Raw genomic sequence first — 14,901 nt, 5'->3', positions numbered from 1 at the left:
GCCGGTCCCGCGCCAACCGTGAGCGCGCCACGCCGTACCGCCGCGTGTTTCATGTGTACCGTGCACTGTGCGGTGGACGACATGGGGACGACACGAGGCTCCCCGTGTTCGCCCGGCGCGTCTCACGAGCCGGCGATCGCGCGGAAAGGGACTTCGGAAATGAGAGAAGGGCAGGGACCTCGCGTCTCCGCCTCGCGCCGGCTCCGGCCGGTCGCCGGTTCGACACTGTCACGACCGGCTCCCCGGCGCCGGCCTGGTTACCGCGAAGTGACAGGTCAGGCACCCGACCCCAGGCCATCTTCCCGACATCCGCCACGTACTGGACATCAAATCTCAGGATGTGGACTTTTCTACGGCGTGTGAGTCGATCACTTTACCGGGCTATGAGAGTATTCGGGGGTTCAGAAGGAGGTAAGCCGGTTGATGGCCGAAGCACAGCCCGAGGGGCGCCGTGTCGCCTCCCGCTACCAGCTGCTCGAAGCCATCGGCCGGGGTGGCATGGGCATCGTGTGGCGGGCCCATGACGAGCTCCTCGACCGTGAGGTCGCGATCAAGGAGGTCCGTTACGCCGACATGCTCGGCGAGGACAACCAGGAGGACTTCAACCGGCGCACCAAGCGCGAGGCGCGTGCCGCCGGGCGCCTGACGCACCCGAACGTGGTGGTCGTCCACGACGTCGTCGAGGAGGACGGGCGTCCCTGGATCGTCATGCAGCTGGTGGAGTCGCGCTCCCTCGGCAAGGTGCTGCGCCAGGACGGGCCGCTGCCGCCGCAGCGGGTCGCGGAGATCGGCCTCAAGCTGCTGGAGGCGCTGCGCGCCGCCCACGCCCAGGGAGTGCTGCACCGCGACGTCAAGCCGGAGAACGTCCTGCTGGCCGACGACGGCCGGGTGGTGCTGACCGACTTCGGCATCGCGACCCTCGAGGCCGAGACCGCGCTGACCATGACCGGCATCGCGGGCACCCCCGCGTTCATCCCGCCGGAACGCATCAAGGGCGGCAGCGCGCAGCGCGAGTCCGACCTGTGGTCGCTCGGCGCGACCCTGTACGCCGCCGTCGAGGGCAAGCCGCCGCACGACCGGGGCGGGGCGCTGCCGACCATGCACGCCATCCTGAACGACGAGCCCGAACCCCCGCTCCACGCCGGGCCGCTGGCCCCGGTCCTCGAAGGGCTGCTCCGCAAGGACCCGGCGCTGCGCATGCCCTACAAGGAGGCCGAGCGGCTGCTGCGCAGGGTGGCCGAGGGCGAGGGCAACCGGGACCGGCCCGCCAGGACCGCCGTCATGCCGGCCGTGAACCCGGCGGACGAGACCGACCCCGGGATCGGCTTCCAGCCCGGCGCCGTCCCCGAGACGGGCGCGAAGCTGGACGCCGCGCGCCCGGGTGCGAAGAAGGACGCCTCTCCCCCGCCCGCGCGCCGCGAGGAGCAGCGGAAGGCCGCCGCGAAGGCGCCCGCCGCGGACGCACGGCAGGAGTCCGCCCCCGCGGCGGCCGCTTCCGGGGAGAAGGCCGAGCCGGCACCGGCGAAGGACGCACCCGGCGCGAAGGGCGGCCGGGCTTCCGAAGCCGCGGCCGAAGCCGGCTCCCCCGTCCCGGATGCCGGAGCGGGTTCACCGGGTTCCAAGGCGGGGGCGGGCTCGAAGGCCGGCCGCCCCGCCGGCAAGGGCGCGCCCGTGTCCCCGGCGGCCCCCGCCGAGGCCGCACCGCCGATCCTGTCCAGGTTCGCCCCCAAGCCGAGACCCGCCACCACTCCGAAGCCCGGGCCCACCCCGGAGCCCGAACCCGGTCCCAAGCCCGGGGCTGCGGCCGCGTCCCCGGCGTCCCCGGCGTCCCCGGCGTCCCCGGCGTCCCCCGTCCTGCCCAGGTTCGCCCCCAAGCCGAGACCCGCCGCCGACCCGAAGCCCGAACCCGTCGCCGGCGTCGTACCGGCCCGCGAGGCGAAGCCGGGCACGGCGTCCTCCGCGCCCTCCGGCGCGGCTCCCGGCGCCCCGGCCGGGAAGAAGCCCGCACCCCGGGCGAGCCGCGAGGACGCCCCGCCGGCCGGGGAGCCGGAAGCCGCGCGCCAGAGGCCCGCCGCGCGCCCCAACCCCTTCCCGCCCGTGGGGCGCGAGCCCGCGCCGAGGCCGGAGCCCGCCGCGGCGCCCGTCTCCGCCTCCAGGGCCGAGCCCGCTCCGTGGGAGGAGCCCTCGCCCGCCTACGCCGGGAACCACGACACGCTCGCCTCGCGAGAGTCGGGCGGCTCCCCGGTGAGGCGGGGACTGCTGGTGCTGCTGCCCGCGCTGCTCGTCGTCGGCGGGATCGCCGGCTGGCTCGGCCTGCGCAGCGGCGACGGCGACGAGACCCCGCAGGCCAGGCCGGGTGACCCGGGCGCGTCCAGCGCGTCGAACGCCCCGAGCGGCACCGCCGAGACGACCCCGGAGGGCTCGCCGGATCCGGAGACGTCGCCGCCGTCCTCCTCGGCGTCCCCGTCGGAGTCTCCCTCGGAGTCCCCCTCGTCCAGCCCGAGCCCCACCAAGACGGAGGAGAAGTCCCCCCTCCCCTCCGGCTGGAAGATGCACAAGGACAGCAACGGCTTCTCGATCGGCCTGCCCAAGGGGTGGGCCGTGGAGAAACGGCCCGGCCAGCAGGTGTGGTTCCGCGGTCCCGACCGGACGAGCTTCGTCTTCGTCGAGTACGTCGACAAGGCGGGCCCCGACCCGAAGAAGGACTGGGAGAACCAGGAGGGGGCCGTCCGGGGCAAGTTCCCCGGCTACCAGCGGGTCCGGATCGCGAACGTCAAGTACATGGAGAAGGCCGCCGACTGGGAGTTCACCTGGAACACCAGCTCGGGCAAGGCCCGCGTGATCAACCGGGGATTCGTCACCAAGGGCGGCCGGGGGTATGCGATTTACTGGCATACCCTGGCCAAGAACGCGAAGAAGAACATGCACCTCTTCGAGGGGTTCACCGCGACCTTCTCCTCGAAGAAGTGAGCGGGAGCCCTACCGCCCGCGGTCAGTGAGCTTGGGAGGGCGGGATGGCGGAGAGAAAGGTGGCGGGCCGCTACCGGCTGCTCGAACACATCGGCGAGGGCGGCATGGGCATCGTCTGGCGCGCCCACGACGAGCTCCTCGACCGGGTGGTGGCCGTCAAGGAGGTCCGTTACCGGGGGGTCGACGAGGCCGCGCGCACCGACCTGAACCGGCGCACCATCCGCGAGGCCAGGACCGCCGGGCGCCTCGACCACCCCTCCGTGGTCATCGTGCACGACGTGGTCGAGGAGGACGGGCGTCCCTGGATCGTCATGCAGCTGGTCCGGTCCCGGTCGCTGGGTGAGATCGTCCGCTCGGGCGGGCCGCTCCCGCCCGAGCGGGTCGCCTCGGTGGGGCTGCACGTGCTGGGCGCGCTGCGGGCCGCGCACGCCGCGGGGGTGCTGCACCGCGACGTCAAGCCGGAGAACGTGCTGCTGGCCGACGACGGCCGGGTGGTGCTGACCGACTTCGGCATCGCCTCCATGACGCAGGAGACCGGCATCACCCGTACGGGCGCGATGGTCGGCACCCCGGCGTTCCTGCCGCCCGAGCGGCTGCACGGGCTGCCCGCCACCCCCGAGTCGGACCTGTGGTCGCTCGGCGCGACGCTGTACGCGGCGCTGGAGGGCCGCCCTCCGTTCGAGCGGGCCACGGCCGCCGCCACCATGATGGCCGTCCTGCACGGCGAGCCCAGTCCCATGGCCCATTCCGGGCCGCTGCCGACGGCGATCCTCGGCCTGATGGCCAGGGACCCCGCCGCCCGGATGGTCCCCGACCAGGTCGAGGCACTGCTCGGCCGCGCCTCCTCCCCCTCCACCGGGCCGGTCTCCGGGCGAACGGCGCATCCCGGGCAGCGGGCGTACGCCTCCCCCGCCTCTCCCGGGTTCCACACCAACCCGCCGCGCGCCGACCCGTCCCCGCGTCAGGACCCGGCGCGCGGCGCGTGGCAGCCGGGGTACGGGGACTCCCCGAGCGGTCCGGGGCGACCGCCGCACCCGGCCGCGCCCACGTACCCGGGGCGGTCGCCGTACGCGGCCGGGCACACGCAGCCCGAGGGGTCCCACCCCCCGGCCCCGCGCACGTGGCCCGAGCAGTCCCCGTACACGCCTCCCGAGCCGTACGCGCGCCACGAGCAGCCCCCGTACACGCCTCCCGAGCCGTACGCGCGCCACGAGCAGCCCCCGTACACGCCTCCCGAGCCGTACGCGCGCCACGAGCAGCCCCCGTACACGCCTCCCGAGCCGTACGCGCGCCACGAGCAGCCTCCGTACCACGACCAGTCCCCGTACACGCGTCCCGGGCGGCAGGCCTACGGTCACGAGCCATCGCCTCCCGGTTCCCGGCCGGGGCGGGAGCAGCCCACGGACGCGGGGGCCGAGCCCGTGCGGCGGGCGAGGGCGGGGCGGTTGGCGCTCCTGGCCGGGGTGCCCGCGCTCGCGGTGACGATCGGGGTCGGCGGGTGGCTGTTCCTCCAGGAGATGGACGCCACGGTGGACACCGGTGACGGCCAGGCCGAGGTCACGCCCCCGACCACCGACCCCACCCCCACCTCGCCCACCTCGCCGCCGGAGACGACCCCCACTCCGGAGCCGGCCCCGACGCTGACGCCGCGTCCGGCCAGGACCCTCCCCGCGGGCTGGCGGCTGCACCGCGACCCGATGGGCTTCTCCGTCGCGGTGCCCGGCAACTGGCGGGTCAAGCGGTTCGCCGGCCGCGACAGGGTGGAGTTCCGCGCCCCCGGCGCGAGCGCTTTCCTGTGGATCGAGTCGACCGACGACCCGGAGAAGAACCCGGTCAGGCACTGGCAGAAGGTGGAGAAGGCCGGGACGGCCGACAACGTCTGGCCCGGTTACCGGCGGATCGGCATCACCCCGCTGGTGTACCGGGGGGTGCCGGCCGCCGACTGGGAGTTCACCTACCTCAAGAACGGGGTCCGCACCCGCGTCCTGGACCGGGGCTTCCGTACCCTCGCCGACAAGCCGTACGCGATCTACTGGGAGAGCCCGGCGTCCAGGTGGGACCGATCGTTCTTCGACACGTTCACCAGGACCTTCCGGCCGTGAGCGGCCTGGAGAGGGCGCGTTTCTGGCGCACCCCGGCCCTGCCGGGGGTGGACCTCCTCAAGGCCAGATACGTGACCCACCGCTTCCCGCCGCACGCGCACGAGGGCTACGCGATCGCGATGGTCCTGTCCGGGGTGGAGGAGTTCGCCTACCGGGGCACCCTGCACCGCGCGGGCCCCGGCAGCCTCAGCACGCTCAACCCCGAGGAGGCGCACGACGGCTACGCGGGCGTTCCCGGCGGGTGGTCCTACCGGGTGCTGTACCCCTCGGTCGAGTTCGTCTCCGGGATCGCCGCCGAGCTGATGGCCGGGCACGGCACGCCCTGCTTCCCCGAGACCGTCACCTACCACCGGCCCACCGTCGCGCTGCTGCGGGCCGCGCACGACGCCGCGGAGGGAGGCGACGACCTCGCCTCCTCGACGCTGGCCCGCACGGCCTTCGCCGCCCTGCTCAGCCGGCACGCCGCCCGCCGCCCCGCGGACACGCCGTACCACCGGGACGGCGACCCTGCGGTACGGCGTGCCCGGGAGATCCTGCACGAGCGGCTCGTCGACCCGCCCACGATCGAGGACCTGGCGCGGGCGGTGGACGCGAGGCCCTTCACCCTGATCCGGGCCTTCAAGGCGGCCACCGGGCTTCCCCCGCACGCCTACCTGAACACGCTGCGGATCATCCGGGCCCGGCGGCTGCTCCAGGCCGGCACACCTCCCGCGCAGGTCGCCGGGGATGTGGGGTTCACCGACCAGGCCCACCTGAGCAGGCACTTCACCCGGACGGTGGGCGTGCCGCCGGCCGCGTACCAGCGCGCAGGAACGTACAAGACCGGGGCTTGAAACCGGATTTAAGCTCACCTGCCATGGAAACAACCACTCGTTCCTCCGCGATCAGGGACGGACTGGGCGTGGGGGTCGCCGTCGGCCTGGCGGGGGTGGCCTTCGGCGCCGCGGCCGTCACCGCGGGGCTCAGCGTGACGCAGGCGTGCGTGCTGAGCCTGTTCGCCTTCACCGGCGCCTCGCAGTTCGCCCTGGTCGGCGTCGTCGCGGGCGGCGGCAACCTGGTCGCGGGCACGGCCGGCGCGATGCTGCTGGGCGCCCGCAACAGCCTGTACGGCCTCCGCATGGCCGGGGTGCTCGACATCCGGGGCTGGCGCCGGCCGCTGGCGGCCCAGGGGGTGATCGACGAGACGACGGCGGTCACCCTGGCCCAGCCGGACGAGGAGTCGGCCAGGACGGCGTTCCTGGTCACCTTCGTCAGCCTCTATCTGACCTGGAACGTCACCACCCTGGTCGGCGCGCTGGGCACCTCCTGGGTGGCCGACCCCGCGGTGTTCGGCCTGGACGCGGTCGGTCCCGCGACGTTCCTCGCCATCCTGTGGCCCCGGCTCACCGGGAGCGGCGCCGAGGCCCGCGCGCTGCGCCTGATCGCGGGCTGCGGCGCGGCGGTCGCGCTGGCCGCGACCCCGTTCACCCCGCCGGGCGTGCCCGTGCTGCTCGCGTCCGTGGCCGTGCTCGCGGTGATCCTGAGGAGACCCAAGTGACCATCTGGTGGGCCGTCGTCGCCACCTGCGCCGCCTGTTACGCGCTGAAGCTCGCCGGGCTGTCGGCCCCGCGCCGGGTCCTCGACCATCCCGGGGTGCAGCGCTTCGCGACACTGGTCCCGGCGGCCCTGCTGGCGGCGCTGATCGCGGTGCAGACCTTCGGCGACGGGCAGGCGCTGCACCTCGACTGGCCGCGCACCGCGGGGATGGGCGCCGCCGTCGTGGCCCTGCTGCTGCGCGCCCCGTTCCTGGTCGTCCTCGCGGCGGCGGCCGTCGTCACCGCCGCGCTGCGCCACCTGCTGAACTGAGCTCGTCACCGCCGCACCACGCCACTCGACGAGCCGAGGTCGTCACCGCCGCATCACGCCGCCCGCCGCGCCGAGGTCGTCACCTCGCGCCGCGTCCTGGGCGGTGCCGGGACCGCCCGTGCCAAGCGGGAACCGTACGCGGAAGGTGGCGCCGGCTCCGGGGCGCGAGGTCACCGTGGCGTCACCGCTGTGCGCGGCGGCGACCGCGGCGACGATGGACAGCCCGAGGCCCGCACCCCCCTGGCGGGCGCCGTCACGGGGAGGACCGGCCCGGTGGAAACGCTCGAAGACCAGGGCGCCCTGCTCCTCGGTGAGACCGGGTCCCTCGTCGGCCACCTCGACCACGGCGTGCTCGCCGTCCACCCGGATCCTGACGACCGCCGGGGTCCCCTCGGGGGTGTGGCTGAGCACGTTGGCCAGCAGGTTGCCGACGATCTGGCGGATCCTGGCGGCGTCGCCGGGCACCTCGACGGGTCCCTCGCACTCCAGCGAGAGCGGCCTGAGCGGCTCGATGGCGAGGGTGTCGGCCACCGCGTCGGCGGCGAGCGAGGTCAGCTCCACCGGGGAGCGCTCCAGGGGACGGCCCTGGTCGAGGCGGGCCAGCAGCAGCATCTCGTCGACCAGGGAGCCCATCCGGGTGGCCTCGGCCTCGATCCTGCGCATGGCCTTGGCCAGGTCCTCCGGCCGGGTGGCCGCGCCGCGCCTGAACAGCTCGGCGTAGCCGCGGATGGAGGCGATCGGGGTGCGCAGCTCGTGGGAGGCGTCGGCGACGAAGCGGCGCAGCCGGTCCTCCGACGCCTCCCGCTCGCGGAACGCCTCCTCGATCTGGGCGAGCATCTGGTTGAGCGCGTGGCCCAGGCGGCCCACCTCCCCGGTGGCCGGCGCCGCCTCGATGCGGCGCTCCAGGTTGCCGTCGCCGATGGCCGCCGCGGTCTCGACGATGCGGTCCAGCGGGCGCAGTCCCCGGCGGATCAGGTGGGTGGCGAGCAGGGTCAGGCAGGCGAGCGCGAACACCGAGGAGCCGATCATCACCAGGGCGACGCGTTCGGTCAGCTCGTCGGAGGCGGCCACCAGCGCCTCGGGGGTGGTCAGGGCGAGCAGCCGCGCGCTGCCGTGGCCGCGCCAGTCCTGCAGCGCGCCGAACGTCGCCCCCGCCGCCGTCCCGAGAGCCAGGGCGACCAGGCCCACGACGGTCAGCACGAGGCGGGTCCGCAGCGACATCAGTCCTCCCTGGGCAGGCGCACGACGTATCCCACCCTGGGCACGGTGTGGATGAGCGGCGGGTGTGACGCGTCGACCTTGCGGCGCAGGTAGCTGATGTAGGTCTGCACCACCCCGTCGTTGCCGCCGAAGTCGTACTCCCACACGTGGTCCAGGATCTGCCGTTTGGAGACGACCTTGCCCGCGTTGGCCACCAGGAAGCGCAGCAGCTTGAACTCCGTCGGGGTGAGGTCGACGCGCCGGCCGTCGCGCCACACCTCGTGGGCGTCCTCCTCGATGACCAGGTCGGCGAAGGTCACCCTGCCGCCCTCGGCACCGGCCCGCTGGGTCCGGCGCAGCACGGCGCGGATCCTGGCGATCAGCTCCTCCAGGCTGAACGGCTTGGTGACGTAGTCGTCACCCCCCACGGTCAGCCCGCCGATCTTGTCCTCGGTGGCGTCGAGCGCGGTCAGGAAGACCACCGGCACCTCCGAACCCGTCATCCTGATCCGGTGGCAGACCTCCGTGCCGAGCACGTCGGGCAACATCACGTCCAGGACGATCAGGTCGGGATCGAAGGTCTCGGCCAGCGACACCGCCGCGGCGCCGGTTCCGGCGATCGCCGTCTCGAATCCCTCGTAGCGAAGGGCGGTTGCGACCAGATCGGCGAGATATGGCTCGTCATCTACGACCAGTATGCGGCTCACCCGACAAGTCTCACCCAGAAGATCTTGGAAAGACCATAGAAAACTCTGTGAAGAGCGATTCACATGCCGCTCTAAGGACGGGCACACGGGCGTCGAAGATCTTTTTGTTGCACTGGGTGGCATGGAGAGAATCTCGGTTTTCGTACTGCGACGCAAAGGGCTGGTCGCCCTGCTGGCCGTGCTGGGGTTCCTGGTGGGTATGGGCGCGACGCCGATCGCGATTCAGCGGCTCTCCGAGGAATACTCACATCCGGGAATGCCCGCTTTCGATGCCAATCAGGAAATTGTCAGAATTTACGGGAACGGCGGCTACCAGCGGCCGTTCGTCCCGGTGGTCGTGCTCCCCGAGGGAATGCGCGCCGACGCGCAGAAGGAGACCCTCGGCCGCGCCTTCGCCGCCGTCTCCGCCAGGCTTCCCGAGGCCCGCGTGGTCTCGTACGCGAGCACCGGCGACCCCCGGCTGGTCGGCACCGACGGCCGGACCACGTTCGGGCTGGTCTTCCCCGGCACCTACTCCGACGGCAGCCCGCCGGGCGGCGGCCTCGGCGAGACGCCGGACGAGAGCCCGGTCATCGTCGAGGCGATGACCCCGGTGCTGCCGCCGGGCACGAGCGTCCACGTCACGGGACTGGACACCCTCGCGCCGAGCGTGGACGCGGGCGGCGTGGACGTGCCCGCCAAGATCGGCATCGGGGTGATCGCCGCGGTGCTCGTCCTGCTGCTGGTGTTCCGCTCGGCGCTGGCCTTCGTACCGCTCCTCATCGCGGTCCTGTCCATCTTCGTGTCGTTCATCGTGATCCTGGCGCTGACGCTGGTGACGACCGTGCACGACGTGGCCCTCACCACGATGCCCCTGCTGGGTCTGGGCATCGCGGTCGACTACTCGCTCCTGCTGGTGGCCCGCTGGCGGGAGGAGCAGGCGGGCGGGCACCGCGGCGACGAGGCCGTGCACCGGGCCATGGCGGGCGCGGGGCGGGCGGTGCTGTTCAGCGGCGTCGCGGTCGCGATCGGCCTGGTGACCATGGTGGTGCTGCCGGTGCCGTTCCTGCGCAGCCTCGGCCTCGCCGGGATGATCATCGCGGCGGTGAGCGTGGCCACGACGCTGACCGTGCTGCCGGTGCTGCTCGCCCTCACCGGGCAGCGGCTCGACCGCAGGCGCGCCCGCGACGGCCGGGACGAGCCTCCCTTCCGGCGTGAGGCGCGGGCCGGGCGGGCCTGGTCGGCGTGGGCGCGCGGCGTGGTGCGGCTGCGGTGGCCCGCCGCCCTGCTCACCGGCGGGCTGCTGGTGGCGCTGACGGTGACCGCCCTGGGCGTCAACCTCGGCCTGCCGGAGAGCAGGAACCTGCTGACCTCGGGGCCCGGCCACGAGGGGCTGTCCGCGTTGCGCCAGGCGGGCGTCCCGGCCGGCTCGATCACCCCGTTCGACGTCCTGGTGACCGGCGACCCCGCCCGGACCGCCGAGAGGCTGCGGGGCGTGGAGGGCGTGTCGGCCGTGCTCGCCCCCGACGGCCCGTCCTGGCGCCGCGACGGCACCGCCGTCGTCACCGTGCTCCCGGCCGCGGAGAACGGCACCGAGGAGGGCGAGGCGACCATCACCCGGGTGCGCGAGGCGGCACCGGCCGGCGCGCGGGTCGGCGGCAACGCGGCGCAGAGCATGGACTTCCAGGAGCGCACCTACGGGGCGTTCCCCTGGATGCTCGGCCTGATCGCGCTGGTCACGTTCGTCATGCTGGCACGGGCGTTCCGCTCGCTGCTGCTGCCGTTGAAGGCGATCGTCCTGAACCTGCTCTCGCTGGGCGCGGTGATCGGCGCGATGGTGGTGCTGTGGCAGTTCGGCTGGGGGACCAGGGAACTGCTGGGCATCCAGCCCACCGGCTCGATCGGCGAGTTCGTGCCGCTCACCATCTTCGCCTTCCTGTACGGCCTGAGCATGGACTACGAGGTGTTCATCCTGGCCAGGATGCGCGAGGAGTACGACAGGTCGGGCAGCACGGAGCACGCGGTGATCGAGGGCGTGGGCCGCACCGGGCGGCTGGTCACCTCGGCGGCGCTGATCCTGTTCATCTCCTTCACCGCGCTGGCCATGACCCCCGAGCTGGACGTGAAGGTGTTCGCCAGCGGCCTCGCCCTGGGCATCTTCCTGGACGCCACCCTGATCCGCGGCATCCTGGTCCCGGCGGTGGTCGCGATGATGGGCCGGTGGAACTGGTGGCTGCCCGTCTGGGCGGCGCGGCTCCTGCGGGTGGAGCCCTCGCCGCTGAGGAGGGAGAACCCCGAACCGGTCCGGGTCCCGGAACCGGTCTAGGGTCCCGCGGACGGCGAGACGGCCACCGCCTCCGAGAGGCGGTGGCCGTTCGCGTGTCTCCCCGTTGCCCGGCCCGTCAGACGGCGGTCAGCACGGCCGCGGAGTTGAAGCCACCGGAGCCGCGGGCCACGACCAGCGCGGCCGACAGCCCGTTCACGATCCTGGCCTCGGTGACCAGGTCCACGCCCTCGACGGCGGCGGTGCCGACGGTCGGCGGGATCATCCCGCCGGTCAGGGACAGGGCCGCCCACGCGACGTCGAGGGCCGCGCCGCCGGAACACAGGCGACCGGTCATCGTCTTGGGCACCGTCACCGGCACGCGGCGGCCGCCGAACACCTCCCGCAGCGCCGCCACCTCCTGGGCGTCCCTGACCGGATCGCCGGCGCCGTCGGCGAAGACCACCCCGATGTCGTCAGGGCCGAGCCCGGCGCGGGCGATCGCCTCGCGCATGGCCCTGGCGTACTGGCGGTGGCCGGGTGCCGGGTCGGCCACGTGGTGGGCGTCGTGGGTGGAGGCGGTCCCGGCGATCTCGGCGTAGACCGTGGGGGTGCCCCGGCCGAGGGCGCTGTGCCGGTCCTCCACGACGAGGATCGCACCCCCCTCGCCGGGGACGTGGCCGCCGGCGTCGGGGGCGAAGGGCCGGTAGGCCACGGCCGGGTCGCTCCCGCGTCCGACCGTCGCCTCACCGGCCTGGCAGGCCAGCGCGTACGGCGACAGCGGCGCCTCGGTGCCCCCGGTCACGACGACCTCGGTGCCCCGGCGGATCAGCCGGGCCGCCTCGGCCAGCGCGTCGATCGCCCCGGCCGCGTCCGCGACCAGCACCCCGCAGGCGCCCTTGAGCTGGTGCTTGATGGACAGCTGGCCGCTGCCGGCGGCGTAGAACCAGCCGATGGACTGGTAGGCGCTCACCGCCCGCGGCCCCTTGCTCCACAGCGCCTGGATCTCCCGCTGCCCGAAGGCGTTCCCTCCGGAGGCCCCGGCGGTCACCACCGACAGGTCGAACGGGTCCTCCCTCGCGGGGTCGAGGGCGGCGTCGGCCAGGGCGAGCTCGGTGGCGGCGAGGGCGAACCAGGTCCACCGGTCGGTCTGCACCAGCAGCTTGCTGTCGACGAACTCGCGCTCGTCGAAGCCGGTGACCTCCCCCGCCAGCCTGATCGGCGCCCCGGTGGCGTCGAACGACGTCACCGGGCCGATCCGGCTCCGCCCCGTCAGGGATCCCTCCCAGTGCTCGACCACGCCGATCCCCGTCGGGGCGACCACGCCGATTCCGGTGATCACGGCTCTACGGTCGCTCATCGGCCCGCCCCCGGCTCGGAGAAGATCATCGCGGACTGGAAGCCGCCGAAGCCGCTGCCGGCGGAGAGCGCGTGCCTGGCGGTCACCTCGCGTGCGACCAGGGGAATGTAGTCCAGGTCGCATTCGGGGTCGGGAACGGTCAGGTTGGCGGTGGGCGGGACCACGCCCCGCTGCAGCACCAGGGCGCAGGCGGCCATCTCGATCGAGCCGATCGCGCCGAGCGAGTGGCCGATCACCGACTTGATCGAGCTGATCGGCACCCGTCGGGCGTGGTCGCCGAGGCTCCGCTTGTAGGCGGACGTCTCGTGCCGGTCGTTCTGCTTGGTCCCCGACCCGTGGGCGCTGATGTAGCCGATGTCCTCGGGGTTGAGCTCTGCCTGGCCGAGCGCGTCGCCGATGGCCTCGCCCAGTTCGAGACCGTCGGGCCGCAACCCGGTCATGTGGAAACCGTTGGCCCGCGCGGCGTAGCCGGTGACCTCGCAGTAGACGCGGGCGCCGCGCCTGCGGGCGTGCTCCAGCTCCTCCACCACCAGCACCGCCGCGCCCTCGCCGAGGACGAAGCCCTTGCGCCCGGCGTCGAAGGGCCGCGAGGCCGTCTCGGGCTCGCCGTTGCTCGGGCTGGTGGCGCGGATGGCGTCGAAGCACGCCACGGTGATCGGGGAGATCGGCGCGTCCGACGCCCCCGTGATCATCATGTCCGCCTCGCCGTCCTGGATGAGCCGGTAGGCCCGGCCGATCGCGTCGATGCCGGAGGTGCAGCCGGTCGAGACGACGGCGGCCGGACCGTTCACGCCGAACCGGACCGCGAGCTCGGCCGCCGCGCTGGAGGGCACCAGCGACTGGTAGAGGAACGGTTTGAGGTGGCGGTGGTCCACCTCCCAGTCCCTGCCGCGGTCGCTGGCGACCACGTACTCCTCCTCCAGGGTGATGGTGGCCCCCACGGCCGAGCCGAGGCTGATCCCGGCCCGCTCGGGGTCGGCCGCGCCGAGGTCGAGGCCGGAGTCGGCCAGTGCCTCGTCGGCGCAGGCGACGGCGAGCTGGGTGAAGCGGTCCATCCGCCGGGTCTCGCGCGGGGTGAGCCCGTGGGCGGCCGGGTCGAAGTCGACCTCGGCCGCGATCTGGGAGCGGAACGGGGACGGGTCGAAGGCGGTGACCCGGCGGATGGCCGGTTTGCCGTCCACGATCCGGTTCCAGAACTCCTCCCGGCCCACCCCGCCCGGGGCGATCACCCCGATGCCGGTGACGACGACCCGTCTCACGTTCCCACCTTCCCGGGATAGGGCTCGGTGTCCACGTGCCCGAGTTCGGGCCTCGGGGCGAGCGGGCTGAGCTGGAAGACCACGAGCACGTCGTCCTCGCCGACATTGGTGAGACGGTGCCTGACCTCGCGGGGGACGAGCAGCGCCTGCTCGGCGCCGACGGTGAGCGGCTCGCCGTCGAGGTCCACCCTGAGCGTCCCGGTCGCGACGAACACGTACTCCTCGGAGTAGGGGTGGTAGTGCTCGGAGATCCCCTCACCCGGCGCCAGCCGCACGGCCCCGCAGAAGCCCGACGAGGAACCGCAGGTCGCCGGGGAGACCAGGGTGCGCAGGTCGCCACCGCGCTTGGTGTTGGACGGCACGTCGTGGAAGCCCACGACGCGGCGGCGGCGCCGCTCCACCTTCTCCTTGATCAGCGACATCTGGACCGCGGAGCCGGCGTTGATCCGGTCGGTCATCTCCCGGGTGTCGACCGGGGCCTCGGGCCTCATGTGGAAGTCCTGCACCCAGCGCATGCGGGTGCGGTCGGGACCGAGTTCCTCGTAGACCCAGGTGATGTTCATGAACTCGAACGGCCCGGTCTCCACCCGGCGCGCCCGGACCGTCCAGGTGTCGCGGTCCCAGGAGCGCTCCGACACCCAGGACCAGACGCGGTCCTGCTCGTCGGGGTGCATGGTGAGCCGGAAGGTCACCGAGTCGTCCGACTCGGCGAGCACCTCCACCTTGGCGTACTCGGAGAAGAGCTCCGGCCAGGTCTGGACGTCGTTCGTCCGGTCCCAGACGAATCCGATGGGCGCGTCGATCTCGATCGCGTTGTCGGTGTGTCCGATCATGATGTGCGTTCTCCCCTCAGGCGCCGGCCGCCGCCAGCCGCTCGGTCACGAGTTCTCTCATCAGGGACGGCGTGGCCTCGGCCGTCAGCTGTTCCTCCACGTCCACCCCGAACCGGTCCTGGATCCGGGTGGCGATCTCCACCCGGGCCAGCGAGTCGAGGTCCAGCTCGTCGAAGCTGAGCTCCAGGGCGTCGTCCCCGGTGGCGGGGTCCAGGCCCACGGCGAGCAGCAGTTCGCGCACGTTCTCTTCGGTGAATGGCATCGTCGTCGTTTCCTGTCGTCGGTCGGTGTCGCGGAAGTGCGGGTCGGTGTCTCGGAAGTGCGGGCCGATGTCTCCGAAGTGCCCGCCGGTGTCACGGAGGTCCCCGCCGGTGCCGCGGGAG

At 73.4% G+C, this 14,901-nt stretch carries 12 protein-coding genes; 6 read left to right on the top strand and 6 right to left on the bottom strand.

The features are described 5' to 3' along the window. Window positions 1-423: 423 nt before the first annotated feature. Genes ACTOQ3_RS03765 through ACTOQ3_RS03745 form a run of 5 tightly spaced genes read left to right on the top strand, consistent with a single transcriptional unit; the run spans window position 424 to window position 6,917 of the window. The gene (locus ACTOQ3_RS03765) at window positions 424-2,970 is read left to right on the top strand and encodes a protein kinase domain-containing protein (RefSeq protein ID WP_440082004.1); all 2,547 of its coding nucleotides are present in this window, start codon (window positions 424-426) and stop codon (window positions 2,968-2,970) included. Between the two features lie 44 nt (window positions 2,971-3,014). Further along, on the top strand, window positions 3,015-5,072 hold the full coding sequence (locus ACTOQ3_RS03760; protein ID WP_440082003.1) for a protein kinase domain-containing protein: 2,058 nt from the start codon (window positions 3,015-3,017) through the stop codon (window positions 5,070-5,072). Next, window positions 5,069-5,905 carry an AraC family ligand binding domain-containing protein gene (locus ACTOQ3_RS03755; RefSeq protein WP_440082002.1) on the top strand — a complete coding sequence of 279 codons (837 nt, stop codon included), beginning with the start codon at window positions 5,069-5,071 and terminating at the stop codon, window positions 5,903-5,905. Before ACTOQ3_RS03760 ends, ACTOQ3_RS03755 begins: the two co-directional genes overlap by 4 nt. Window positions 5,906-5,928: 23 nt before the next feature. After that, window positions 5,929-6,609 carry an AzlC family ABC transporter permease gene (locus ACTOQ3_RS03750; protein ID WP_440082001.1) on the top strand — a complete coding sequence of 227 codons (681 nt, stop codon included), beginning with the start codon at window positions 5,929-5,931 and terminating at the stop codon, window positions 6,607-6,609. After that, window positions 6,606-6,917 carry an AzlD domain-containing protein gene (locus ACTOQ3_RS03745; RefSeq protein ID WP_440082000.1) on the top strand — a complete coding sequence of 104 codons (312 nt, stop codon included), beginning with the start codon at window positions 6,606-6,608 and terminating at the stop codon, window positions 6,915-6,917. The genes ACTOQ3_RS03750 and ACTOQ3_RS03745 overlap by 4 nt, the downstream gene beginning before the upstream one ends. A 42-nt stretch (window positions 6,918-6,959) precedes the next feature. On the opposite strand, the gene ACTOQ3_RS03740 is transcribed toward ACTOQ3_RS03745, so the two are convergent. Both ACTOQ3_RS03740 and ACTOQ3_RS03735 read right to left on the bottom strand, forming a co-directional pair. Beyond that, complete coding sequence (locus tag ACTOQ3_RS03740) at window positions 6,960-8,138, bottom strand: sensor histidine kinase (RefSeq protein ID WP_440081999.1); 1,179 nt, start codon at window positions 8,136-8,138, stop codon at window positions 6,960-6,962. Then, on the bottom strand, window positions 8,138-8,824 hold the full coding sequence (locus ACTOQ3_RS03735) for a response regulator transcription factor (RefSeq protein WP_440081998.1): 687 nt from the start codon (window positions 8,822-8,824) through the stop codon (window positions 8,138-8,140). Before ACTOQ3_RS03735 ends, ACTOQ3_RS03740 begins: the two co-directional genes overlap by 1 nt. A 121-nt stretch (window positions 8,825-8,945) precedes the next feature. On the opposite strand from ACTOQ3_RS03735, the gene ACTOQ3_RS03730 reads away from it, so the two are divergent. Beyond that, entirely contained in the window at window positions 8,946-11,129 is a 2,184-nt protein-coding gene (locus tag ACTOQ3_RS03730; protein ID WP_440081997.1) for an MMPL family transporter, read from the top strand. Window positions 11,130-11,205: 76 nt separating this feature from the next. On the opposite strand, the gene ACTOQ3_RS03725 is transcribed toward ACTOQ3_RS03730, so the two are convergent. Genes ACTOQ3_RS03725 through ACTOQ3_RS03710 form a run of 4 tightly spaced genes read right to left on the bottom strand, consistent with a single transcriptional unit; the run spans window position 11,206 to window position 14,780 of the window. After that, window positions 11,206-12,426, bottom strand: a complete 1,221-nt coding sequence (locus ACTOQ3_RS03725; RefSeq protein ID WP_440081996.1) for a beta-ketoacyl synthase N-terminal-like domain-containing protein — start codon at window positions 12,424-12,426, stop codon at window positions 11,206-11,208. After that, the gene (locus ACTOQ3_RS03720) at window positions 12,423-13,685 is read right to left on the bottom strand and encodes a beta-ketoacyl-[acyl-carrier-protein] synthase family protein (RefSeq protein ID WP_440081995.1); all 1,263 of its coding nucleotides are present in this window, start codon (window positions 13,683-13,685) and stop codon (window positions 12,423-12,425) included. Before ACTOQ3_RS03720 ends, ACTOQ3_RS03725 begins: the two co-directional genes overlap by 4 nt. After that, window positions 13,682-14,518 (bottom strand): cupin domain-containing protein, encoded by an 837-nt coding sequence (locus tag ACTOQ3_RS03715; RefSeq protein ID WP_440081994.1) that lies wholly within the window; start codon window positions 14,516-14,518, stop codon window positions 13,682-13,684. The genes ACTOQ3_RS03720 and ACTOQ3_RS03715 overlap by 4 nt, the downstream gene beginning before the upstream one ends. A 16-nt stretch (window positions 14,519-14,534) precedes the next feature. Beyond that, a complete protein-coding gene (locus ACTOQ3_RS03710; RefSeq protein ID WP_440065052.1) occupies window positions 14,535-14,780 on the bottom strand; it encodes a phosphopantetheine-binding protein in 246 nt (81 codons plus the stop codon). Window positions 14,781-14,901 lie beyond the last annotated feature (121 nt).

The sequence above is a fragment of the Streptosporangium sp. LJ11 genome (genome assembly GCF_051918945.1).
GTDB lineage: Bacteria > Actinomycetota > Actinomycetes > Streptosporangiales > Streptosporangiaceae > Streptosporangium.
Note: the sequence above shows the minus strand (reverse complement) of the source record. Positions and strands in the feature narration are given on the sequence as shown.